The sequence below is a fragment of the Agarivorans albus genome, assembly GCF_019670105.1.
GTDB classification, from domain to species: Bacteria; Pseudomonadota; Gammaproteobacteria; order Enterobacterales; family Celerinatantimonadaceae; genus Agarivorans; species Agarivorans albus.
The window spans coordinates 959,149-981,578 of the sequence record NZ_AP023032.1; the positions used below are offsets into that span (position 1 = coordinate 959,149).

A 22,430-nucleotide genomic window follows, 5' to 3' on the forward strand; every position below is an offset into this window, starting at 1 on the left:
AAGTGAGCATAAGGATTTGGTTTGGGCTAATTTTAAGCCTGTTTGTCGGTAGTGCAAATGCCGTTGTTGGTGGAGAGCAAGAGGCCGATAAAGATTGGCCAAGTGTGGTTTCGCTGCGATATTTTACTGGGCTTGGAAGCCTTGAGACTCACCAATGTGGCGGAGCTTATATCGGCCGGGGTTTGATTGTAAGTGCTGCACACTGTGTAGCTCTTGCTCCTGCAACACGTGCTTATGCTTGTATGGGAGGAAGTGGCACTGCAGCAAAGAATAATTGTTACCCTCTCGCTAAAAGCGTTATCCATCCTCAATATGTGGCTGGCAGCTATGATAAAGATATTGCTGTTTATCAAATGGCAAGTTATCCCGAAAACTATCCAGCGGTTCGATTGATTAGTGAAGCTGAAAATCTACAGTTACAAGCAGGAGAAAACTTAAAAATACTAGGCTTGGGTTCTACAGCCTATGAAAGCTATCAGCCCGCTTATCAGTTGCAAGGGGCTATATCCCCGATAGCAGATATCGATACCTGTAATAACCAAATTGCTGCGGATATTCCGCATGCCATCGCAGATGAGGACTTTATCTGTTCTGGAAAGCGGACTAAAGGACCTGCCCCTGGCGATAGTGGAACGCCTGCATTTGTGTTTGTTGATGGTGAGGAGGTATATGCTGGTTTAGTGTCGCATGGCTATAACTACATGGGGTTATTCACCCGAATAGGCCGCTACTTGGATTGGATTAAGGCGACGCAACTGGAGTTGCTTGGTCCTCTTGATTTTGCAAAAGAAGAAATCTGGCATATCCAAGATACATATCAAAGCCAGCCTTTAAGCATAAACCTGAAAAATAACAGTGATTCGACAATTGAGCTAAGCGATTTTGACGTGGGCTCTGAGCACTTCAGTATTGTTGATACAAATGAATGTAGCGTGCTAGAAGCAAGTGCGAGTTGTCAGTTGAAGCTGGATGTATTGCTTAACGAAGCTAGTCACGCAGCAGCAGAGCTAACGTTTAGCTTGGCTGATGAAGCCCTCACTATTGATCTCTTAGTATTACCGCAAATGCCTTCTGAATTGCTAGCTGTATACGATACTCCGTTTGATGTGTGGAATGTTAGTGGATTGCAGCAATGGAGCAGTTTGCTTGAAGAAGGAATTGCTTTCGAATCTGGTAATGAGCAAGTGCGCCAGTATTTAATAGGCGATATTGAAGGCCCTGGGCAGTTGGCTTTGGATGTTTTCCTTGGCAGCTATAGTGGCACTGGTTCTTTATCCATAAGTGTTGATGAGCATTCTAAATATCAGTTAAGTGGAGATTGTAAGGCTGAACTAGCAGTCGATATACCCGAAGGGGTTCACTCGGTTAAAATTGCTTATCAAGCTGATGCAGCTACTACGACTCAGGTTAATACTAACTCCAGTGTGGGTGCAAAAATGAGCCCTAGCGAGAGGCATTTATATACCCAAATCATGAGACTAGAGTTTGAAGAGGGAGCTAATAAGTCTAGTTCTATAGATTGTGATTTCACCTCAAAATTGGCAGACGAGCTGGTGAACAACAGCCAACCAGCAGCGGAGTCTGGTGGAGGTAGTATTGGCTTTGCCGGTTTAGCTCTGCTGTCTCTTGCTTGGCTTCGCAGAAAACAATTAGCGTAATTTCGAACGTCGCTTAGCGGCGCTTTAAACTGCCATCGTTACTCGGTGTTGGATTAGGTCGCCAAACATTACGTAAGCGCTGTAAGATGTGCTCGGGAATCTCTTTTGAGCACTCTAGGTTTATTTGACGACCTCGGCGCATCCCGTAGATTTTGCCTTTAATTGCTTGGGCGCTGCGCTGTACCAGCTTAATTTCTCGAATAAAATACTCTGGTACTTGTCCCTTACTTACTTCTACTCGAATACCATCTACTTTAATTACAAATTGTGCACTGATCGCTTTTAACATCTTCACCTACTACTGCTAACTTACCCATCTAGTTAGATTTTTAATCATAAAATAATACGTACTCATTTGCTATTTAGCTTAACTGAACGCGCTAGATACTTTTACAAAACCTGAAGTTTGCTTAGCGCATTAATCAAATACTTTCGTTCTGGCTAACTCGAATTTGCAGCTTAGCTAAATTGCTTAGTAAAAGCTTAGTTACTACCTTTAAAGCTCTCTTGTTAAAAACTTAGGGTAATGAATATGGGTAATTTAACACGTGGTAAGTCATTTGTTTATTTAGCTTTACTTACAGCAGTACTCTTTGCTCCGCTGACTTGGGCGCAAACTAAAGCCCCTGAGGGCGCTAGCGTATACATCATTTCTCCTGCTAACGGCGCGGTGGTGAGCAATCCAGTTACGGTGAGTTTTGGACTTAAGGGGATGGGCGTAGCGCCAGCAGGAATTGATAAGGCTAATACCGGGCATCATCATCTACTGATTGATGTGTCTGAGCTTCCTGCGCTCGATATGCCCGTTCCAGCCGATGCTCAACATATACACTTTGGTGGCGGACAAACCGAAACCACTATTGAGTTAGCACCGGGTGAACATACCTTACAGTTGCTGTTAGGTGATATGACCCACATCCCTCATTCTCCGCCAATTCTATCTGAGAAAATAACCATAACCGTGAAATAAGCTTGTCACTGATTAGTTAATCAAGCACAGTGCTGGGTGGCTTATCTTTCGAGCTGATTTTTGCAGCCACAAATGCTGCTCGAAGGGTTCGGCTAAAATTGTTTTATGCTTTGTTAAGCCGTATTTACCTAGAATGCTAGGCTACACCCGCCTTGCCGCGCCTAAAACGATTTTCTCGCGAACAAAATCTTTTCGCGAAAGGTAAACTGCCCCTAGATAAAATAGGAGCTTTACTAGGGGCTGTTGATCTTTGCTGATGGTTTTTGCAGCAATTAATTAGCCATTTAGGTAAGGCAGTGAGTGTGCAGTTAAGTGGGCTTAATAATCACTCGCTAACGCTGAATAAATGGCTAAGAAATGCTGCCCGAAGGGTTCGGATATGCGAACTTTACTCTTTGTTAAGCACTTCTTACTTAGCCCACTAGGCTTCTAAGTGCTCGCCGCGATTAAAGCCCGCTTATCTCGAACAAAATTTCAACACCAAAGATCAACAGACCCTAAGGAGTAAGCATTAAAATTCTCAGTTTGAATCTACTTAATTACTTAGCTCCTCCCTATGCGGCGTATGAGTTCGACAATATTTTGGACTCACAACAATGGCAGCAAAAGCAAGCTTGGTTAAGTCGAATAATTGCCTTAGCTGATGCTGATGTGATGGCTTTTCAGGAAGTATTTAGCGCAGAAGCGTTGGCTGAGCAATGTAAAAGCCTTGGCTACCCACACTTTTTATCTACACCCAGTAGCCTCGACGAGTCTAGCTATGTTTACCGCAAACCGGGTTTAGCGCTGGCTAGCAAGTATCCGCTTCGTAGTGGCAGCCTTTATAATCCGAATCACTTGAATACTTTTAGTCGTGCTCCTTTAATTGCAAAAGTTAAGTTGCCAGAAGTAGGCTGGATTAAAGCTTATGTGGTTCATCTCAAATCCAAGCGGCCGATCTTAGATGAAGACCTAGTGGGTGAGCCTAGTGATATTGATGAATACATGGGCCGCTGGCAGTCCGATACCTTGCGAGCACAGGAAGTAAGTCTATTGATGCAGGATATCTTAAGTTGTCGTAAAAATAAGCTCGAGGCAGTAATGATGCTGGGAGACTTTAATGATGACCTATCTCAAGGTGCTCTTAGCCATGTATTCGACTTGCCTTTAGTGCAGCATGATGAAATTGAACAACACTGGCGAATGCATGACAGTTTCACCTTAAGCCAAACTGACCAGCCACGTTCCGCAACGCATTATTGGGGCGGACAAGGTAGTGTATTAGATTACATTTTGCTATCTGGAGAGTTTTCTCCTGATTATCAACAGCAGTTGGCAGAGGTAGTGGCTTATCGCTGTTTTGACCGCCATCTCACCCACGCAGATTACTCTGTAGACAGCCAAGCCAGTGACCACGCAGCGGTAATGATTGAACTGAGCGCAAGGGCTTAATGCTCTAGCCGATAAGGCTTAAATAGCTGTTGTAAGTTTATTTTGGCGTTTAGTCGGCTTGCCAGTAAATACATGCCACCAATTTTTCGCTGTATTAACAGCACGTCGATGGGGGCTGGAGGGATAGCTGCCAGTGGGCATGAGTTTGACCACGCTTATGTCTATTAGGCTGTGATTATTGACCGGAGCGTTAAGGCTTAGTGCTCTAGCCGATAAGGCTCAAACAACTGCTGTAAGTTTACTTTGGCGTTTAGTCGGCTTGCCAGTAAATACATGCCACCAATTTTTCTGTGTATTAGCAGCATGTCGATAGGGGCTGGAGGGGATAGCTGCCAGTGGGTATAAGCTTCATCAAGCTCATGCTCATGGGGCTGTGATGATGGACCGAAGCGCAAGAGCATTAGTGCTCTAGCCGATAAGGCTCAAACAACTGCTGTAAGTTTACTTTGGCGTTTAGTCGGCTTGCCAGTAAATACATGCCTCCAATTTTTCGGTGGATTAACAGCACGTCGATAGGCGGGGTGTGCCAGTAGTCATGTTCATAACTAAGTGCCATGCCTGCTTCGCGTAGTTCTTTAGCCAGCGGTGAGTTTGCAAAGTTGTAGTCGCCAGCGTACTTAAGCGGTTGTATCACCATCTGCAGCATACTGTTTAGGGTGGCTATTTGGCGCTCGGTACTGTTTGAGTTAACAAAACCGAGTTGCTCTAAGGCGCTTAAATCTAGAGTAAATGGCTGTGCCAATGCGCTACTTAAAAGTTTGCGATAGCCCTGGCTGATGTGTGGGGGAATTTGCCGAGTTGCGCCAAAGTCTAACAAAACAATTTTATTTGATTGAGTTGAATACAGGTAGTTGGCAAAGTTGGGATCGGTTTGCATTAGGCCAAACTCAAACAGCTCCATCATCAACAATTTGAATAAGTTATGCATAACTTGGTCACGTAATGCCTGCGGCTGCTGCTGTAGTTGGTCAATCGCTTCTCCTTCATGATGACTCATGGTGAGAATGTTACTGGTACTTAAGTGGCCAAATAGCTCTGGTAATTCAAATTCTGAATGCTTAGCGAGTTTAGCTTGATATTGGCTCAGATACTCGGCTTCTTGAAGGTAATCTGCTTCTTGGTGAAGCTGTAGTTTGGCATCTTGAAGAATTTGCTGGTAATCAAACTGCTTGGGCAATATACCGCTGATATTGAGCAGGCTTACAACGTTGTCCACATCACTGTCGATGCTGCCTTTAACGCCAGGATATTGAATTTTAATCGCGACTCTTTGTTGTTCGGATAAGTAAGCGCTGTGTACTTGTCCAATAGAAGCTGCAGCTATTGGCTGTAAAGAAAACTGTTTAAATTGTTGCTGCCAGTTTTCTCCCCACTCATTAAGCAACACTTGGCTAAGCTGACCAATTGGCATTGGGTCGGCATCTGCGCGCAAACGCGCTAACAGCTCACTCACTTCTTTAGGAAGCATCTCTCCAGCATCCATCGACATAAGTTGGCCTACCTTCATGGCTGCACCACGAAGTTTTGCCAGCTGATCGGCCACCCGTTTTACATTGTTGGGGGTAAGTAGTATTTCATTTAGTTTTGGGCGCTTGCCTGCTGCTAATTGGGCGGCGCCTTCTACCAGCATACCTCCTGCTACACGCGAGGCTAATGACCCTAGTTTTCCTAAGCGGGCAATGCGCGAGCTGGGTACTTTAGAGGCTCTATTGTTATCTGAGTGGCTGATAATGCTTTATCCCTAATGGTAGGTTTCTGCTTAAGTTTACGTCGAAAAGGTGGTTATGGATCTATATCTATCGTTTTGATTCCACGTTGTTATTTAGCTGCCTTTTCAATTTCCTAATGCACTCACAATTTGTTAAGTCATTACTATTCAATGTCTTATGTTGATTTTTATGACTTGGCTCGCTGCTTGCTGTATCCCAATCAAATGGTGTTATTTGCAATTTGCAAGAGAGGCTTTATGAGAACCCTATTGATGTTTATATGCTGCTTACCCTTGGTAAGCCAAGCTGGAATTATTAGCAATGGCAGTTTTGAAAAAAATGATGTTCGTTATGGCGGCTGGAGTTTTTTTGCCAGCGAGGATGTAGTTGGTTGGCAGGGACACAATATCGAAATTTGGGATAACTTGTTTAATATTCAAGCAGCGCATGGGCAACAGTTTATTGAGCTAAACGCACACTGTTCTGGCAAAGGCAAAAAGGCTTGCCAACCCGGTAAGTATCATATTTACCAAGATTTTATAACTGAAGCTGGAGCGAAATATCGTTTTGGTTTGGACTATCGTGCACGTACTAACAAGCCAGAGGGCTTTACTGTGAGTATTCAAGATAGCAGTGGCAGCGAGGTTTTTAAGCAAGTTATTGATGATCATGACGCCAGCTCTTGGCGAAACTTTTCTGGTGACTTTGTTGCAAGCGATTCCTTATCACGGATCCGTTTCGACTCTATGGTAAATGGTTCGTTGGGTAACCTTATCGACAATGTATATGTAGAAGTTATTCCGCTTAGTGGTTTTAGCGCTGCGGCTTTTTCAGTATCAGAGCCAGTGACAATTGTGCTGTTCATTTTTGCCTTGGCGCTGCTTATTGTCACCAGAAAACCTAAGCAATCTTAAACCGAGCTTCGCTGTATTTAATCAGTGGCTAGTGCATTGACTATTGGCGGGAACAACAATGAAGGGGAGACTAATGTCTCCCCTTTTATTGATTAGCTAAGTGGTTAAAGCATTAACGCTTTAGGTAGGCTTGCAGTAACTCACCACCGGTTGCGGCATTTAACGGTTTGAAAATAAACCCTTGAATGCCTTGCTCTTGGCAGGCGTCAACCACATTGCTGTCGGTGACCGAAGAGAGCATTACGATGGGTGTTTGTTTATCCAGCTGGCGCATTTGGCCCAGTGCTTTGTCGCCATTCAAGCGATTCATTACCACATCCATAAACACAAATTCGGGTTTATGCTCGGTTAATGCAGCTACTGCACTGTCGCCGTCATCTGCTTCAATAACGTTGTTATAACCAATGCCAGCAAGAATGCGTTTCATGGCTTTGCGGATCAATGGGCTGTCATCCACTGTCATAATTAGCGCATCTTTAGCTAAGGTTTCACCGGTGGTAGGTGGAGCAACAATACAAGCGTCAGAATTGAAAACCGCTTCTTCGTAGTCGTTTTGTTGATTAAGTTCGCGTACTAACAAGTTGAAGTAATAGCGGCCAACACCTTCTACATGCACTGGCACAGTAACAATTTGCTGTACGCCTTCTAAGTAACGGCTCATGTCAGCTAAATCAAGAGCAACATGGGGGCTGGCAAACTCAAAGCCCAAGTTGTGTTTTTGTAGAATATGGGTAGCCCGACCCACAATGGTATTGCCCCATTCTTCAAGTGCTGCAACTAGGTCGTCATCTAAGCTTTCGCTGCTACTTGCTTCTCCTACTAAGGATTGTTGCACTGCTTGGCCAATTGCTACGGCGGTTTCTTGATAGTGGTGCATGAGCACCACGCCATCTAGCTGGCCTTGCATGTCAGAACAAACTGCATAACCTTTAAAGCGGAAGTCTTCAACATTATCGATAAATGATTCATCGGCGCGGCCATCAAGGCCGGTCATTAGCTTAAGGCTCTGTAAAGATTCTTGGATGAAAGGATGAAGAATAATTTTATGAATGGTTTCTACTGTCATAATTTTCCTTTTTAATAGACTTAAGCTGAATTGGCTTACTCTTCCTAGAGTATTTGTCATATCTTTGATTGCGAGAAACCACTCTAGGCAAGAAGCTATAGCGATTCAAGCAGTCTGATCAAATGTGCGATCCCTGACCAATAATGGCGAGGATTGAGTTAATGGAATACAACACAGATTAAGGAATCCCCATGCCACACTGCGTAATAGAATGCCCTGCTGATTTAGCCCGCATAGTCAATTTTGATGTTTTGGTGGAAGCGGTACACGATGCGGCCGATGCTAGTGGCCTGTTTTCACCTGGTGATGTAAAAGCGCGCTTAGTGTTAGCCAACCACTATCGAGTAGGTGGTAAGCGAGCCCCTTATGTACATACCGAAGTGCAAATTCTAAGTGGCCGTAGTGAGCTACAAAAGAAAGCCTTAGCCACTGATATTGCTCGCGCTGTATGTGAATTATTGCCCAGTGTTGACATGATTTCAGTGGAAGTACGTGATATCGCCGTTCAAGCCTATGCTAATCGTGCAAGTTTAACGACCTTGAGTGAGGCGGTGTAAACAGCACAGTTTGGAACATCTATAAGCAAAGTTCTGGCCTTGCGCCAGGCTTTTGATTAGGCTGAATATTCGGCAATAACTGCCGAGATTGGTATTACCCCTTTAAGTAGGAGCGAAATGCTAAAGCCTAAGCAGCAACATTCGAATCTTGGATTAGCAGTAGTGCAAGAACTTAGCGCTACTGCAAAGGCTAGCTTGCAGACAGGTATTCAGCGCTTTTCTGCTCAAACTGCGTATTCCTCGCAAGTTCAGCATGATTGTTTAGCGATAGAAGAGCCTTTGCAGCTTTCTTTGCAATGGTTTTGCCAACGCACCAATCAATATCAGCTGCGGCCACTTAGTCTTACCATGCGCACACCTGGTAACGACGTGGCCTTGGTTCTAGGCTTTTTGCAAAGCCAAAATATTATAGAGTCACTAAACGACATCGACGATATTCGCTTTGCTCAAGGGGCTACGGCTGAGCAAGTTGAAGATTACAATCACCTAGAGATACAACTCAATCGGCAACGACAATTTGACTGGGCGGCACTAGAGCGTAATTTTGCCAGCTATTCGAGTTGTGGTTTGTGTGGCGCGAGCTCTGTTAAGGCCTTGGCTTTAAACCAGCAGCCTGAATTAAACATGCAAGAAGAGTGGCTAGCCGCATCGCTTATTTATCAGTTGCCTAGCTTGCTGCAAGAACATCAACCCTTGTTTAAGCAAAGTGGTGCGGTGCATGGTGTCGGTGTTTGGGCTGATGGCAAGTTCCTTAGTGTTGCCGAAGATATCGGTAGGCACAATGCTTTAGATAAAGCGTTAGGCCAATTGCTGTTGGAGTCTCAACAGGCGGTACGCAGCGTTTTGGTATTAAGTGGTCGAGTGAGTTTTGAGTTAATGCAAAAAGCGCTGATTGCCAATATACCGGTAGTGGTCGCGGTTGGAGCTCCTTCTAGCTTGGCATTATCGGTAGCAAAACAATTTAATATCACCTTAATTGGCTTTACTAAAGACAGCCAATTTAATGTTTATCACGCCCCATGGCGAATAAGTAAAGAGGGTGGGTCCCAGTATGAGTCATAAACCTTATCAGGGTGCTGCCGGAGGTTGGGCTGCCTTAGCTAGCACTGCGAAGCATCTCGTAAAAAGCGAAAACGTCGCTAAAAATCTCAAGAATTTGCTCAATACCAATCAAGACCATGGCTTTGACTGCCCCGGTTGTGCGTGGGGTGAAAAGGAACACAAAGCCACTTTTCGCTTTTGTGAAAATGGCGCAAAAGCAGTTAATTGGGAAGCGTCTTCCAAGCGGGTTGATGCTAGCTTTTTCGCCCAGCACTCGGTGCAGTGGTTAGCCAAGCAGAGTGATTATTTTTTGGAGTACCAAGGGCGCCTAGCCGAGCCAGTGGTTTTTGCGCCGGGCAGTGACCATTATCAAGCCATCTCTTGGGATGATGCCTTTAAGTTGATAGCCGAGCACTTACATCAGTTAGTTAGCCCCGACCAAGCCGAATTCTATACCTCTGGGCGAGCTAGCAACGAAGCGGCATTTTTGTATCAGTTGTTTGTACGCCGTTATGGCACCAACAATTTTCCTGATTGTTCCAATATGTGCCACGAAGCCAGTGGTCATGCGCTTACTGCCAGTATTGGCATAGGCAAGGGCACGGTTACCATTGAAGACTTTGAGCTGGCCGATGCGATCTTTTTGTTTGGGCAAAACCCCGGCACTAACCATCCTAGAATGCTCGAAACCTTAGCTCACGCCACGCAACGTGGTGCAAAAGTGGTGGCCTTTAATAATCTTAAAGAGCGCGGTTTAGAGCGCTTTGCTAATCCTCAAAAGCCGGTAGAAATGCTGGGTGGAGCTGCCAGCCCAACAACGAGTCACTATTTTACGCCAAAACTTGGCGGCGATATGGCGGCCGTTCGTGGCATAGTAAAAATACTGTTAGAGCGTCATCAACAAGCTTTACGCCATGGTGATAGCGTATTTAACCAAGCGTTTATTGAACAGCATTCGCAAGGATTAGAAGCATACTTAATTGAGGTGGAACAAAGCTCTTGGCAGCATATTGAAAAGCAATCAGGGCTTAGCCAAGCACAGCTAGAAAGTGTTGCTGATATTTATCAGCAGTCGGAGCGAGTCATTATCGCTTGGGCCATGGGAATTACCCAGCATAAACACTCGGTGGCAACGATAAACGAAATCACTAACTTGCAGTTATTGTTTGGCCAAATAGGTAAAGAGGGGGCTGGTGTCTGCCCGGTGCGTGGTCATTCAAATGTGCAAGGTGACCGGACCATGGGCATTAACGAAAAACCTAACGCAGCATTTTTGAAAAGCATTGAGGATGTGTTTGGCTTTGCCCCACCAAGCAAACCCGGTCACAACGTTGTGCAGGCCATCGAAGCGATGTTAAAGGGCCAGAGCAAAGTATTTATTGGCTTAGGCGGTAATTTGGTGGCTGCAGCGCCAGATACCGGCCTAAGCGAGCAAGCGTTAGCAAACTGTGAACTTACTGTAAGCATTGCCACCAAGCTTAATCGTACCCACGTAACACCGGGGAAATACTCACTTATTTTACCTTGCCTTGGCCGCACCGATGTCGACATGCAGGCTGCGGGGCCACAAAAAGTAACTGTTGAAGACTCATTCTCTATGGTGCATGCCTCTGCCGGCTTGGTAGATGAAAGTGCCGATGATATGCGCTCTGAGCCGGCGATTATTGCCGGCATTGCTAACGCGGTATTAGGGGCATCGCCTATCGACTGGCTAGCTTGCGTGCAAGACTATGACAAGATTCGTGACTATATCGAGCAGACCATTCCAGGTTTTGAGCACTTTAATCAACGAATACAGCAGCCAGGTGGTTTCTACCTAGGTAACAGTGCGCGGCGTAGAGAGTGGAATACCGCGACTGCCAAAGCCCAGTTTATTAGTCATCCTCTGCCAGATGATGTTTTACCCGCCGAAGTGCGTGCATTAAGTGAAGACCAAGTATTGGTGTTGCAAACTTTGCGGTCGCATGACCAATACAACACCACCATTTATGGTTTTGAAGATCGTTATCGTGGCATTTATAACGAACGTAAAGTACTACTGATTAACCCTAAAGACATTCAAGCTTTAGGTTTTACAGAAGGCGCATTGGTGGATATAGAAACGCTCTGGCCTGATACAGTAGAGCGTAAGGTGAGTGGCTTTAAGTTGATTGCCTATGATATTCCTCAGGGCAATGCCGCGGCTTATTTTCCCGAGGCAAACCCTTTGGTGCCGTTAGCTAGCAAAGGGGATTTTAGTGATACGCCAACCTCTAAATCGGTCGCCATTGTGCTAAGTGCATCTAATCAATCTTCAATTGATACTAGGTCTGCTTAAGACTCTGCCAATAATTTTGGGGCTTGCTCAGCGCTAATTAGTTGTTCAACTTGGTCAATAGGCAAGGGTTTAGCAAAGTAGTAGCCTTGCAGGTAATCCACTCCAAGGCTTCGCAGCGTATTCATTTGGCTTTGGGTTTCTATGCCTTCAGCCACTACCGAGTAGTTTAAGGCTCTGGCCATGTGCATCACTGCAGTAATAATCGCATAGCCATTGGTATCAATACGCTCCACAAAAGAGCGGTCGATTTTAACAATATTTACCGCTAAATCTTGCATGATGGATAGCGAAGAATAACCAGTACCAAAATCGTCAATCGATACTTTTACCCCTTTGTCTTGCAGCGCTTTAATTTGCTCGGCCAATAAACCAATGTCGCTGGTAAATACCGATTCGGTCATTTCGATGTGCAGAAACTCCGGTGCTAACTGACTGCTTTGTAGAGCGGCTTCCACAATGTCTACAAAGTCATCATCTTCTAATTGAGCTACCGATACATTTACGCAAATGGCGATGGGGTGGCGCTGCGCCCAAGTGCTGGCGGTTTGGCAAGCTTGCTCCAATACCCATTGGCCAATTTTTCGGATTAAACCATATTGCTCGGCAATGCTGATGAACTCATCGGGCGGGATCATCTCATCATTCAAGCGCCAGCGCAGCAGAGCCTCAAAGGAGACTATTTGGCAATCATTAGCGTCTATGATCGGTTGGTAGACCAAATGCAGCTGATCCTTTTCTACTGCTTGGCTTAAACCATCTTTTAACAGTAATTCGCGGTGAATTTGTTTTTCTAGTTGGTCAGAAAAAACGCCAACCGTAGAGGGCAACCGTTTTTTCTGGGCGTACATTGCGGTATCGGCAAGACGAATTAGGCTGTGCTCATTTTGTGAATGCTGCGGATAAAGCGCGATGCCCACCGTAGCACCAACTGACAAACGATTATTGGCAAAGGTATATGCTGCAGATAGGGTTTGAATAATCTCTTCTGAGCGGCTTATCGCGAGTGATTCATCGCAATCTTCTATAGCAAGTAAAAACTCATCACCACCCCAGCGGCACAGCAGTTGATGATTATGACAAAGGTGTTTTAGGCGCTGCGCAGTATTATTCAATACTTGGTCGCCAGTATCGTGGCCAATAGCATCGTTAATCTTTTTAAAGCCATCTAAGTCGATAAACAAAACCGCTAACGACTGTTGCTGTTGTTTGGCTTCTAGTAGGCGAAGCTTTAAGTGCTGCAAAAAGGCAGTGCGATTAAATAAACCGGTGAGGGGGTCTAGGTTAGACAGCTCATAAATGGTGTGGGTACGCCTCTCTACTTTTTCTTCCATGTGATGAACCAGCACTGCGTTTTGGTTTTTTAGTAACACCGCTTGGGCGGTAAACTCGGCATTTTTTTTAGCAATCACCACCATCACAATGCCAAATAACACTCCCAGAATACCCAGCATTTGGCGCTCGTAGATACCAGAGAACATTAGGCCTACAGAGGGCGGAGCTAGCAAAATAAAGGCATAAGCCATGGCGGTGTATTTGTGCCCAGCCAGCACTGTGGCAGAGCCGCCGGCCATGGCCGAAATAATAATAATGTGAGTGCTTAAATCGATATCACCACTTAGTGGATTAGAAATAACTTTGAGAATGTAAACCGACCACATTATAGCGGTAATGTTTGCGCCTAATATGAAACGCCGAATGGCTTTTCTACCGTTAAAAGCCTTATGCTGTTCGCGGTGTTTCCATACTCGCCAATCCAGCAATCGGATAAGTAATAAACTTGTCATTACTACCCACCAGGCGTGTTTAAACTGCTGAGTGCCACTAATATTGAAGGCAAAAACTAAAAAGCTGGACGCGATGATCGAGATTACAATGCCAGAAAATGCGTTGTCGTATAACAGGTTGGCTCTATCTCTTTCGTTGCTCTGTTTTAATTCATTGTTATTGATAAGAATTTCTCTGCTTAAACCTCGATGAGTGCACTAGCTCGATTGATCGGTATCATTGCTTTGAGTGAGCGTTAACAGCTTACGCTTTTGCTTAGTATTGCAGCAAAATCAGAAGAGTTAGTTGCTTGCAATAAAAGCATAGCTAAGGATCTCTAGAATCTACCAGTTCACAAGTGAATTATGTTTGCGAAACATAGAGCTAGCTTACGTTTTAAAGGTTTTATGCTATTTCTAGTGCTAAAAAGTGCCGCTAGCTTAGCCGAAACGCACGGTTTATTTGTCTGCAAAATCCCAAATTATTATCACATTTAATAAAAGCTTTTAGTTCATAGCTAATAGCCCAATTTTAGATGCAGAAGAGACCTTAAAAAGGAACCTAGTAATCAGCCTAAGTTCCTTCTTATTGCTATGACAGCTGGAGAGCTAGCCCTTTTGTGCTAGCTCTAATTCATCAATTTGTATTTGTAGATTTAGCGAGTTTTGGTTTATCTGCGTGGCATTATTTTGCAACTTCTCTCCCTCTAACTCAGTACTAGAGGCCTGCGCGCTAATGCTTTCGATACTGCTAGCCATTTCATTTGCAACCACACTTTGTTGGCTCGCTGCAGTGGCGATTTGAGTACTCATTTGGTTTATTTGCTCAACCCCCTCGGTGATTTGAACAAATTTTTCGCGAGACAGGCTTACCTTCTCTAAGGCTTGGTTTGCCGAGTTGTTATTGTGATCGATAGTACTGGCAGAGCTGCTAATGCCTGAAGAAAGGTGCTCTAACATGGTTTGAATTTCTTTGGTGGCTTCTTGAGAGCGGGCGGCTAGATTACGTACTTCATCTGCTACTACCGCAAATCCACGGCCTTGCTCCCCGGCTCGTGCTGCCTCAATGGCGGCATTTAATGCCAGTAAATTGGTTTGCTCGGCAATACTGCTAATGGTGTCGGTAATCGAGCTAATTTGCTGGCTCTCTTGAGCAAGGTTTTTAATCTTCTCGGTGGTACTGGCCATTTCAGAGGTGAATTGCTGCATGGTGACTAAGGCATCCGCTACTACTTGGTCACCTTCGTCAACGGTTTTACTCAAAAACTGGGTGGTTTCGGCGGTATGTTGTACGTTCTCTCTTACCCCGTCTACGGTTACCGACATTTGATTCATACCGGTTGCTATTTGCGTGGTATGGCTGCTTTGAGTACGCATGCTTTCTAGTACGTCATTACTGGTTGCAGACAAACTGTCCGCGGTGTTTATCATGGTTTTTACAGATTCAGATACCTGCATAAACATAGCTTTGTAGCGGGCTTGAACAATTTTTATCGAAGCTAAGGCTTGTAGCATTTCTAAGTTGCCATCAACCGCAATGGGGCGAGTAAAATCTCCAGCGGCTAAATCTCGGTTATGCTGCTGAATCAACTGAATTCTTTTATAAACATGCTGATGACTATAAAACCAATAACTAGCCTGCAATATTGCTGCGCCAATTGCTAAGCCACTGAGTAGGCTGCTGTCTGCCATGAAGACAATGGCCAAGGAAAAACACAGTAAAACTAGGCTAAATATGCTGTTAATAGTGCTAATGGAGGTACGTTCAAACAGCGGTGCTTTGGGAATTTTTATACTCGAGTCATTGCGCATTTTAGCGTAAAGCTTTTCGGCATCGCTTACTTGCGCAGCTGTGGGCTCTGAGCGCACCGACTGATAACCCACGGTTTGGCCCTGTTTTACGATAGGAGAAACAAAAGCATCTACCCAATAGTGATCGCCATTCTTACAGCGGTTTTTTACAAATCCCCGCCATGGGTTGCCCGATTTAACGGTGCCCCAAAGGCTTTCAAAGGCAGCGGGCGGCATATCTGGGTGACGCACAATGTTGTGATCTTGACCAATTAGTTCTTCACGGCTGAAGCCGCTTATTGCAACAAACGCGTCGTTTACGTATTTAATTTTACCTTGTAAATCGGTGATGGAAACGAGGTCTTCTTTAGAGGTGAACTTCTGCTCTTGCTTAGTGATGGGTTGATTATTTCTCATCTACCTTCCTTTACCTAACAGGTGGTGTGCCAGCTAATCTAAGTTTGTTATCGACTTAACTTTAGAAATGCTTTAGCTGCGGCATGACAAAAGTTTGCTTTATTTGCGGGTTTTGTAAGCAAAAGTGTAGTCAGTGATTTTATTTACAAAATCAATATTAGAGCTGAGCGTTACTGTCTTGGAGGTGTTATCACGCTTTTAAGTTGTGAAGCTTTACTGTGGGCAGCGAGCTGCATAAATTGAACTAACCAATGGTTTTTGAGCCGAGTATAGTTTTTGTGAATATTAGAAAAGTAGATTTAAACCTATTAGTTTACTTAAATGTGTTGCTCGAAGAACGCAATGTTTCGCGAGCCGCCAGCAAGCTAGCGCTTACTCAACCTACTATGAGCAATGCACTTAAACGTCTTCGAGAATTATTTGATGATCCTCTACTGGTGCGCACCGCAGAAGGTATGACACCTACCGAAAAAGCCACTAAGTTAAAGCCAGAAATTGTAAGTTTATTGAGCATGGCCGAGAAGATCACTCAGCCCGACAAGGATTTTTCACCGGCCCAAAGCAGCGTTACTTTTCGAATAATGTGTAATGACTACATTGAAGCAACCTTGTTGGCTCCTTTTATTCAAAGTGTGCTTAGTAGTGCGCCCAAAATTAACTTCGATATTTATGCGCCTGGTGATATTCGCTTAGGTGACATGGAAAAAGGCCAAATAGATTTAGCTATTAATCGCTTCACTAGCTTGCCAAAAACCTTTCATCAATCGAGCATTTGGCGCGATAACTTTTGCTGCTTGGTACATAAAGACCATCCTTATGTAGAACACTTAGATTTATCCAGTTATTTAGCTGCTGAGCATGTTTGGTTAAACCGAGCAGGCTGGGGGGCCGAAACAAGCATTGGTAATCAAGCCGCCAGCCAAAAGCTTGGCTGGGTAGATGAAGCCTTGGCGCAGTTAGAACAAGTTCGCAATATTCGGGTGTATACGCGCCATTATGCGCTGGCAGGTTTGTTGGTGTCTCAGCCTCAGCTGGTGGCTACATTGCCGCGTCGACAGGCAATGCTTTATAAAGACAGCCCCGATCTGCGCATAGTAAGGGTGCCTTTTCAAATTGTACCTATCGAGACCAAAATGATTTGGAGCCCCTTGTTACAGCATTCGAAAGCCCACCAATGGTTGCGCCGTTCACTTACTGAGTTTTCAACTACGGTGTTGGATCGCTAGTCTTTATGATTATTTCTAATCGCTACTGTTTTTTGGCAATATTATTGGATTGTTCTCAAAGCTTTACTCTGCGTTAGTATGTTTGATTAAGCTTATGAACTGGCTCTCAAAACGGGTGTGTTGGCTATGGCAAATTAAACAGTCCAAGTGATGGAGCGAGTACAGGCTTATCCCTTCTATTCAAATGCTTATGCCTTGTTTCTTTGCTTAAACCGTGGCTTAAATTTAATGCTCAAGCAGTGAGACAAGACTATGCGTACCTTTGAAAAATGGCTTAAACCTATCACCCCAAGCAATACTCTCTTGGTAGTAATGTTGAGTAGCGGCTTGTTAGCTTGTAATTCTTCAAATCATGCAAATCAAACCACTTCCACTCGGTTAGAGGTGGAGTCTCCAGCACTTGTATCACTGCAACCAGCCTTAGCTCAACGCTTAAGTGACGATATGAGTTTACCGCATCAAATGTTACCAAGTGGGGTGCCTAGCTCTTATGATTGGTCTCATGTTCCTCGGCTTGGTTATGGTAATTACCCTGGTGAATTTAGTGCCTTTTTAACTTGGGGGCAGGCATATTTGGCTGCTGGCAGTGAGCCAGTTGATAATGTTCGAATTCAATTAGCTCACCTTACTAGCTATGTATTAGATAGCGAAGATGGCCTTTGGTACGTGCTGCAATCTTCTGCCGATGTTGATGGTCATTATTATCGTGAAGACTTTGTTGATGATGAAAACAAAATGGCTGACAGGCGCAAAGAAGAGCTTGGCAGTTCGGTAAGCTTAACAGCGGATTATAATTTTCATTTTTGGCCTAAATCTAGCGGACGCAAAACAATTAGTGAATCGCGTATAGCCGGGGTGATTTCGGTAGTTGCAGCTCGTTTGGTATTAGATGATCCCGAGGGCCCTGATAATCGCGACCAAGCACAATACCTTATGAGTGTCGGTTCCGATTACTGGCTTGATAAACAAGCGGGTTGGCAACAATGGACCACCAACGGTGATGTAGGCATTGGCAGGTTTAGCCGTATTAATAATGACTGGCAGTGGTTTACCATGCATACCTTATCGCAGCAGCAATTAACGGAGGCGCTGCCGATATTGCCTGCTCTTTAAATTGTTAGGGTACAGAACGGCACGCAATAAGCAGGGGTTCAGTTGTTTGTTCTTCCTAAGTTAGCACTGTCACCAATGTGCAAATTTGAGGGATTAACTTACTACTATTCATAGAATCTATAGTTTGTATTGAAAACTACAATTTCATTTTGTTTTGGTGGCGCGCTATCTTGAAGTTGAGGCTTAGTTAAACGAATGACTTAGCCAATAAAACAATAACAAAATACCACCAGAAGGAATTTGACCATGAATACAACACTACAAAGCGGTCAAGGTTACCAACACAAAGACAACCTATTTATTGACGCTCCCCTTGCGACATTTATTGAGCAAAAATTGCTAGGCAATAATACTGCTGACGCGGCTCAGTTTTTTGAAGCGCTGTCTGTCTTGGTAGAAGAATTTGGTGGAACTTACCGTAAACTAAATCAGAGCTGCCAAGAGATGGCCTGTGAGATCCATTTAAAGCAGTGCCAAGCCAGCGCTGACAAGCCTAGCACAATCAATATTAGCCATGGCAGCAGCAAAGCTATTCTAGATGAATACAGCTGCGCTATCCCAAGCTGTTTATTGGATGTGTTAACCACAACGGTAATTGCTAACAAGCAAGATATGATGCTATCGCTTAGCACCACCAATCAAGCTGAAGCAGAGTTAATGGAAGCGGTGTTTGCTCGCGCTCATTGTTTAATGGGCTTCGATTCTCAACATATAGAAGTGATTCGCCCTGTAGACAATGTGGCTTGTATTGCTCAAGCGCGTAAACGTGCTGAGTACCACGATAGCCAAGCTATGGTGAGCCATGGTTAAGTGATAATAAAAAAACGAGGCATTAGCCTCGTTTTTTATTGATGTAACTTTAGTAGCCGAGTAACAAAGTCCAATAGATACGGTAGTTACTACTACTGTTCTCTGCGCTAGCACCTCCAAAATCGACATGGTTTGGATTCATGATGTGGCTACAATGACCAGAGCTATTTAACCAGCCGTTCATCACATCAGCTACAGAGCCATAGCCCGCACCAATGTTCTCTCCAGCCCAGTATTTGTCGTAGCCATGCTTTTGGGCTCGGTCGTTTGAATCAGAACCATCCAGACCAGTGTGTGAGAAGAAGTTGTTGTTTGCCATGTTATCGGAATGCTCTTGTGCAGCCAGTTGCAAGGATTGGTGGAATTGCACTGGATTAGTTGCCGCGTAGTAGGTGCTACCGCAGTTGCGGCCGACGCTTCTGGCTTCATTTACTGCAACAAGTAACTCAGCTGAAACGGTGCCGGTTTCGCCGCCATCACCAGGATCGGTTGGATCTGTCGGATCGCTCGGGTCAGTTGGCGTTTCAGTTTCTTGCCAGTCGTTCAGCTTGGCGTCATCAATGATGAACTCTGTGCCAGCGTCTGGTCCAAAGAAAAACAGCTCAGCGCTTTGAATTGCGCCAGTAGCCTGCACAGTAAAATCTGCCGTTAGCTCTTGCCAGCTGCTGTTACCAGACACTTGACCTAGTTTATGCCAAGTATGACCAGCATCATCGCGAATCAACAAGCGTGACTCAATTTTGCCTGTTCCTGAGCCCATACGCACTTGGGCGGATAGCAAATAGCGTTGTCCTGCTTGAACCACGTTGAACACGTCTTGCTTAGGACCGTGATACCACTGGGTACGGTTCTTACTTAGCAGCGCATAGTTGCTGTTGTAAGCGCTGGTGGTAATAGTAGTGGTGGCACTGTAGCCAGACTTCCAATTGGTGGTTTGGCCGCTCTCAAAGTCACCATTTTTCAGAAGGTTAGTTTCTGGTTGTGGAGGTTCACTACCGCCGCCGTTATCACCGCCATTGTCGCCGCCGTTATCACCGCCATTGTCGCCGCCGTTATCACCACCGCTGCCATCAACTGGAATGAAGCGGACTTGGTCTAGGCGGGTACCGTCTTCGCGAACGTAGAAAGTAATGGTGTTATTGCCTTGAGCGAGCTCTACTTCGAAGGTGTCTGAAATGCCGCGAGAGTTTAGGTCCATCTCTTGGTACTGAGCTTGGTTATGGGTATCCCACAGATGGCGCTCACCGTCATTGATGCTAAACCAGAATGAGTCTGCGGTTGCGGTTGGTGCATAGCTGGTAGCTTTCACGCTGTAGAGCCCAGCTCCGGTAGCGTAAAAGCTTAACTCTGCGCGATTTGCTATTGCAGCGCTGCCTTCGTAGTAGCTGCCGTTGTGGGCCGAATCTATGTAGCTGCCTGCGCTAGCTACACTGTCATTACCTCGGCGGAAGATGCCATAGAGCTGGGCTTCTTCTGCTTCAATCACAATAGTGCTTGGTTCGCCGCCGGTTTCGCCACCGCCGTTATCTCCGCCACCATTGTCACCACCGCCGTTATCGCCATTATTGCTATCGCCGGTGCGAACTAAGCGGATTTGATCCAAGCGAGTGCCATCTTCACGTGCGTAAACCGTGATGTAGTGCTCGCCGCGGCTCAGGTCAACTTCAATGGTGTCACTAAGGTTACGCGAGTTTATGTCCATCTCGTCGTAACTTGGGGTGCTTAAGGTATCCCACAGGTGGCGAGTACCATTATCAACTTGCAGCCAAAACGAGTCGCTTTGGTTGCTAGAAGAATAAGCAGTGCCTTTTAGGCGATAGATTCCCGATCTTTCGAGGGTAAACTTCAGCTCGGCGCGATGTGTGCTAACGGTATCGTCGTAGTAATTGCCTTGAAAAGCGGTATCGATGTAACCACCTGCACTTGCTGCGGTATCTGAGCCGGTTCTAAACAAACCAAACAAGCTAGCGCTTTCGGCTTCTAAAACGACGTCCTCACCGTTGCCGCCATTATCACCGCCGCTGTTGTCGCCACCATTATCACTGCCGCTGTTGTCGCCACCATTATCACCGCCATTATTGGCGGTTGGATACCATGCCGCTAGCTGGGGAGCGACAGCATTAATCGCGTCCACAGCTTCAGCGCCGTTAGCGGTATTCTTGTCTACACCGCAAGGGTAACCACGGCAGGTCGATACAGAAGCATCAGAAAACTGACGAACTCGAGTATAGGTGCTAAAGGCTTGAGGATAGCCCATAATGGTACTAAATGAGCGGTCAACCCCATAGCCTGTGCCGTAGTCATATACACCACCCAAACTGTTTTGTTTACGAGAGTGTCCAAGCCCCATGTTGTGGCCAAGCTCATGAGCAAAGGTAAGTGAGTCACAACCTGAGCTGCCACCCACAAAGTTGTAAGCCCAATCTTTGAAATACCCATCAAAGCGCCCATTGGAACCAGTGCCTACATAGCCTAAGCCGCAAGTACTGTTGCTGGGCATAGTGAGTAGGGTAACAATGTCGGCACCATGCTCAGTGCGTAGGTTTGTTACATTTTGATCTTGGCGAAACTGATTTAGCGCATCGCCACTCATCGCAGTAGCGCCCGCTTTGTTGTACTCGCTGCTATGCACCAAGCGCACTTCAATGTCCATGCTGCTAGTTTGATAGGCAGTGTTTGTGGTGCTGATTAAGTGGCTAATATAAGTGTCGATAGCACCATTTTGTTCGGCCTTTACCCCAGGGGTATAAAGCACCATCACATCAACAGTATGCGTAGCTTGTGCAACGGCAGAGCCGAGCAAGCCCGCGAGGCAAATTCCTAGCTTTGCTTTAGTTTTGTTCGTTCCTTGAAACATGTTGTGGTTTCTCTTATTTGGTTTGTAGTGAATTAATTAACGGGTGGTTTGGGTGCTTTCACTGGTTCTGGCAGTAACTCATCGGAATGATCCCAGCTACGCAGTGAGCTCATTTCCCGGCTAGATATGACCCAAGCTTCACCGCCGTGCCCTTGGACAAAGTAGGTCTCATAGGGGGTGTCAATGGTGGCGTATAGCGCGCCTTGGCCCGAGGTAAGCGTGACTCGATAGTTCTCGCCGTTTCCGGTATCAAAACGAGAGGTAATGTCCTTTCCGCCGTGCTCTAGGGGAACCACACTGACGACTTCGGTGACGAAGTTTTGGTCCAGTTGTGGGACTGGGATGTCAAGTTGATCGCCAACCCGCAAATCTTGCACCTTGAAATTTGAATACTCGACAAAATGGCGCTCGGTGCCGTCTTTGAGCAGCTCTTCAAACTGGGCTGGCACTTCTGGCAATTTGTTCCAAGCGCGAGCATGTGTTGCGCGCGGTAAGTCGCCGGCTACGTTTTCCTCATCGCTTGCTGCCTGAAGTACAGTCTGCTGTTTTTCTGCGTTGGCCGGCTGAGGTGTAATAGTCTTGCTCTGTTGAGTAAGTTGAGTGCTGCCTTCATTTAGCTTTGTTTGCTCATCTTTAAGGTTGCTGGCTGATTTTTGCTGAGGCGTCGGTGGAGCTAAGGCTTGCTCTAATTCTTGTTGTGGGTCATCACTATTTAGGCCGTATATGGCAGCTAGGCTCGCGGTTAGCAAAGCAAGTGCGCCTAAGGGGGCTGTCTTTTTCATGTCGTTCT

18 protein-coding genes are annotated in these 22,430 nt (G+C 45.5%); 10 read left to right on the forward strand and 8 right to left on the reverse strand.

The window, feature by feature from the left end; translation table 11 throughout:
- The first annotated feature begins 2 nt into the window (after nucleotides 1-2).
- Nucleotides 3-1,658: a trypsin-like serine protease gene (locus K5620_RS04500; protein WP_016400433.1), complete on the forward strand. Its 1,656-nt coding sequence runs from the start codon at nucleotides 3-5 to the stop codon at nucleotides 1,656-1,658.
- Nucleotides 1,659-1,671: 13 nt separating this feature from the next.
- Here the strand turns inward: K5620_RS04500 and K5620_RS04505 are convergent, their stop codons facing one another.
- Nucleotides 1,672-1,947, reverse strand: coding sequence for a DUF3634 family protein (locus tag K5620_RS04505; RefSeq protein ID WP_016400432.1), 276 nt, complete (start codon nucleotides 1,945-1,947; stop codon nucleotides 1,672-1,674).
- A 243-nt stretch (nucleotides 1,948-2,190) separates the two neighbouring features.
- Here K5620_RS04505 and K5620_RS04510 point away from each other — a divergent pair, with 243 nt between their 5' ends.
- Together K5620_RS04510 and K5620_RS04515 are read left to right on the forward strand one after the other, a co-directional pair.
- Nucleotides 2,191-2,628 carry a DUF4399 domain-containing protein gene (locus K5620_RS04510; RefSeq protein ID WP_016400431.1) on the forward strand — a complete coding sequence of 146 codons (438 nt, stop codon included), beginning with the start codon at nucleotides 2,191-2,193 and terminating at the stop codon, nucleotides 2,626-2,628.
- A 525-nt stretch (nucleotides 2,629-3,153) separates the two neighbouring features.
- Nucleotides 3,154-4,059 carry an endonuclease/exonuclease/phosphatase family protein gene (locus K5620_RS04515; protein ID WP_016400430.1) on the forward strand — a complete coding sequence of 302 codons (906 nt, stop codon included), beginning with the start codon at nucleotides 3,154-3,156 and terminating at the stop codon, nucleotides 4,057-4,059.
- Nucleotides 4,060-4,256: 197 nt separating this feature from the next.
- Here K5620_RS04515 and K5620_RS04520 read toward each other — a convergent pair whose 3' ends face one another.
- Both K5620_RS04520 and K5620_RS04525 read right to left on the reverse strand, forming a co-directional pair.
- The gene (locus K5620_RS04520) at nucleotides 4,257-4,460 is read right to left on the reverse strand and encodes a hypothetical protein (RefSeq protein ID WP_040306835.1); all 204 of its coding nucleotides are present in this window, start codon (nucleotides 4,458-4,460) and stop codon (nucleotides 4,257-4,259) included.
- Entirely contained in the window at nucleotides 4,460-5,689 is a 1,230-nt protein-coding gene (locus K5620_RS04525; RefSeq protein WP_016400428.1) for an ABC1 kinase family protein, read from the reverse strand. The genes K5620_RS04520 and K5620_RS04525 overlap by 1 nt, the downstream gene beginning before the upstream one ends.
- A gap of 336 nt (nucleotides 5,690-6,025) precedes the next feature.
- On the opposite strand from K5620_RS04525, the gene K5620_RS04530 reads away from it, so the two are divergent.
- Nucleotides 6,026-6,682 carry a carbohydrate binding domain-containing protein gene (locus K5620_RS04530; protein WP_215426339.1) on the forward strand — a complete coding sequence of 219 codons (657 nt, stop codon included), beginning with the start codon at nucleotides 6,026-6,028 and terminating at the stop codon, nucleotides 6,680-6,682.
- Between the two features lie 112 nt (nucleotides 6,683-6,794).
- Here K5620_RS04530 and K5620_RS04535 read toward each other — a convergent pair whose 3' ends face one another.
- Nucleotides 6,795-7,748 (reverse strand): response regulator, encoded by a 954-nt coding sequence (locus tag K5620_RS04535; protein ID WP_016400426.1) that lies wholly within the window; start codon nucleotides 7,746-7,748, stop codon nucleotides 6,795-6,797.
- A 191-nt stretch (nucleotides 7,749-7,939) separates the two neighbouring features.
- Here K5620_RS04535 and K5620_RS04540 point away from each other — a divergent pair, with 191 nt between their 5' ends.
- From K5620_RS04540 to K5620_RS04550, 3 genes are all read left to right on the forward strand, one after another.
- Complete coding sequence (locus K5620_RS04540; protein ID WP_016400425.1) at nucleotides 7,940-8,305, forward strand: 5-carboxymethyl-2-hydroxymuconate Delta-isomerase; 366 nt, start codon at nucleotides 7,940-7,942, stop codon at nucleotides 8,303-8,305.
- Nucleotides 8,306-8,422: 117 nt separating this feature from the next.
- Nucleotides 8,423-9,367, forward strand: coding sequence for a formate dehydrogenase accessory sulfurtransferase FdhD (locus K5620_RS04545; RefSeq protein ID WP_016400424.1), 945 nt, complete (start codon nucleotides 8,423-8,425; stop codon nucleotides 9,365-9,367).
- Nucleotides 9,357-11,663, forward strand: coding sequence for an FdhF/YdeP family oxidoreductase (locus tag K5620_RS04550; protein ID WP_016400423.1), 2,307 nt, complete (start codon nucleotides 9,357-9,359; stop codon nucleotides 11,661-11,663). Before K5620_RS04545 ends, K5620_RS04550 begins: the two co-directional genes overlap by 11 nt.
- Here K5620_RS04550 and K5620_RS04555 read toward each other — a convergent pair.
- Nucleotides 11,660-13,447 (reverse strand): putative bifunctional diguanylate cyclase/phosphodiesterase, encoded by a 1,788-nt coding sequence (locus K5620_RS04555; protein WP_221077450.1) that lies wholly within the window; start codon nucleotides 13,445-13,447, stop codon nucleotides 11,660-11,662. The two genes, K5620_RS04550 and K5620_RS04555, sit on opposite strands and share 4 nt — an antisense overlap.
- Nucleotides 13,448-14,035: 588 nt before the next feature.
- The gene (locus K5620_RS04560) at nucleotides 14,036-15,634 is read right to left on the reverse strand and encodes a methyl-accepting chemotaxis protein (protein ID WP_016400419.1); all 1,599 of its coding nucleotides are present in this window, start codon (nucleotides 15,632-15,634) and stop codon (nucleotides 14,036-14,038) included.
- Nucleotides 15,635-15,912: 278 nt separating this feature from the next.
- Between K5620_RS04560 and K5620_RS04565 the strand changes: the two genes are divergently transcribed.
- From K5620_RS04565 to K5620_RS04575, 3 genes are all read left to right on the forward strand, one after another.
- Nucleotides 15,913-16,860, forward strand: a complete 948-nt coding sequence (locus K5620_RS04565; protein ID WP_016400418.1) for a LysR family transcriptional regulator — start codon at nucleotides 15,913-15,915, stop codon at nucleotides 16,858-16,860.
- A 252-nt stretch (nucleotides 16,861-17,112) separates the two neighbouring features.
- Nucleotides 17,113-17,973: a hypothetical protein gene (locus K5620_RS04570; protein ID WP_016400417.1), complete on the forward strand. Its 861-nt coding sequence runs from the start codon at nucleotides 17,113-17,115 to the stop codon at nucleotides 17,971-17,973.
- A 246-nt stretch (nucleotides 17,974-18,219) separates the two neighbouring features.
- On the forward strand, nucleotides 18,220-18,783 hold the full coding sequence (locus K5620_RS04575; RefSeq protein ID WP_016400416.1) for a hypothetical protein: 564 nt from the start codon (nucleotides 18,220-18,222) through the stop codon (nucleotides 18,781-18,783).
- Nucleotides 18,784-18,832: 49 nt separating this feature from the next.
- Here the strand turns inward: K5620_RS04575 and K5620_RS04580 are convergent, their stop codons facing one another.
- Both K5620_RS04580 and K5620_RS04585 read right to left on the reverse strand, forming a co-directional pair.
- On the reverse strand, nucleotides 18,833-21,640 hold the full coding sequence (locus K5620_RS04580; RefSeq protein WP_016400415.1) for a carbohydrate binding domain-containing protein: 2,808 nt from the start codon (nucleotides 21,638-21,640) through the stop codon (nucleotides 18,833-18,835).
- A gap of 32 nt (nucleotides 21,641-21,672) precedes the next feature.
- The gene (locus K5620_RS04585; protein WP_016400414.1) at nucleotides 21,673-22,422 is read right to left on the reverse strand and encodes a hypothetical protein; all 750 of its coding nucleotides are present in this window, start codon (nucleotides 22,420-22,422) and stop codon (nucleotides 21,673-21,675) included.
- Between the last annotated feature and the right edge of the window lie 8 nt (nucleotides 22,423-22,430).